2 protein-coding genes are annotated in these 1,584 nt (G+C 59.0%); both read left to right on the top strand.

Annotated features, from left to right (window positions below):
* Positions 1–271 (top strand): amidohydrolase family protein (locus tag V6C07_RS04800; protein ID WP_442886234.1); only part of this gene is annotated, 271 nt, incomplete at its 5' end.
* A gap of 199 nt (positions 272–470) precedes the next feature.
* Positions 471–734 (top strand): PxxKW family cysteine-rich protein, encoded by a 264-nt coding sequence (locus V6C07_RS04795; RefSeq protein WP_333535230.1) that lies wholly within the window; start codon positions 471–473, stop codon positions 732–734.
* Positions 735–1,584: the final 850 nt, after the last annotated feature.

Below are 1,584 nucleotides of genomic sequence, written 5' to 3'. Positions count from 1 at the left end.
CGCCATGCACGACAACCGACTGGGCAGCCTGGCCGTGGGCCAGGCCGCGGACTGCGTGGCTCTGGATCTCACGGCCCCCAATATGCAGCCCCTGTACAATCCTGTTTCACACCTTGTTTACGCCGCCACCGGCATGGAAAATCGCATGACCATGATTGCCGGAGAAATTGTTTATGAAGATGGAAAATTTACCCGTTTTGACTATGACGCCCTGTGCCGTGAAATGACGTCTATCCGCGATTTTGTACGGCGTCAGGCCGGCATGGCCTGACCGGCCGCCCAGGGCAAAAGGGCTGCATTTCCGGCATGGTGACATGGGCCGCATTCGCACCGGCCGCCGCTGCCGGGAAATTCTCGCCTCACGCCCCTTGACAGCGGCTTGCGTTCGGCTATATTTCTCTATTCCGAACCGGCGGCCCAGTGCCGCCGCTATTTCGCAATACGGCGCTTCGGCGCATGGAGGTTTTGCTATGACCGCTCTGGAAAACGCCACCAAGACCGACGAAGGTGTGGTACTCAACGGCTTTGTTCTTGCCCCGGTGGTGGAACAGTGTGCTGGCTGTGAACGCGTGCGCGAATTTGAAGACGAACAGTTCTGCTCCAGCTACCCCGTTCCTGCCAAAAAGTGGGTCGGCGGCCGCTGTAATTTCGCCACTCATATAAAGACTCAGTCCGGTTCCGGCTCCAAGGTCAACCCCCTGAAGGCGTCCAAACGCGCCGCCAAGGGCCGTTAGAACAATTTCACTTTGAAATTGCTCTGGCGGCTGCGTGAGCAGACGCCCGCCGCGCAGGCGCAGTGTATCTGCGCGGTTTAACGCTGGCGCGGGCGTTCTGGAAGCATTGAGAACAGATATTCTCAATGCGAAAATGCTCTGATGCTCTGGCCACTGCGTACGCAGCGTCCGCCACCAACGGATAGGTGCCGCAGTGAGCGACGCAACTGTATTGAAAAGTGTCTTTTCAGTGCCTGAAGCGCGCAAGCTGGATGTGAAAGAACGACGTCGGATCTTCGGCTTTTGTTCCGCTGCGGGCAAACCGCGCGGTACAGGCCGTTTTTCCGTTTCTTCAGCCGTGCGGCTGCCGCATCCGGGCCAGGATTCCCCAAGGGGCTGCGCAAGCAGCCTCTTGGTTTTTCTTTATCTGCGCCGCAACGACATGCCGCTGCCAGCATGTGTGGAACACTCAGGCACAGGCGCACGCCGCCGTGGCTGCTGCCACTGCTGCCCTCCGTTGACATCACGGGCAGAGGCGGACAAAAAACAGAGCCTTTGGGGTACGTTGCACAAAGCGCTCTTTGCAGAACTGTTCACAGCAGCGCAGGACAGTGCCGGGAAGTTTGTGCCGTGGTGTGGCAACGCAGATGCACGCAGCCCCAAAGTGGCGGCATAAACCTGCGCTGCCACACCACGGCACAACCATGAAAAACATTGCGGCAGTGCCGATTCAGTGCAAAACTGGGCAAGAGGAAAAACATGCATAAGGATATGGACGCCCTTTTACGCGGTCTCGCCGTGCGAGAAGACCGCGTGGTGACGCTGCAAAGCGCGCTGACGGCCTGCCCGGCCCTGGGTCCGGACAACGGCG

The sequence above is a fragment of the Desulfovibrio sp. 1214_IL3152 genome, from assembly GCF_036763055.1.
Taxonomy (GTDB): Bacteria; Desulfobacterota; Desulfovibrionia; order Desulfovibrionales; family Desulfovibrionaceae; genus Desulfovibrio.
The sequence above is the reverse complement of the archived record's forward strand: the minus strand, read 5'-3'. Positions and strand labels throughout refer to the sequence as shown.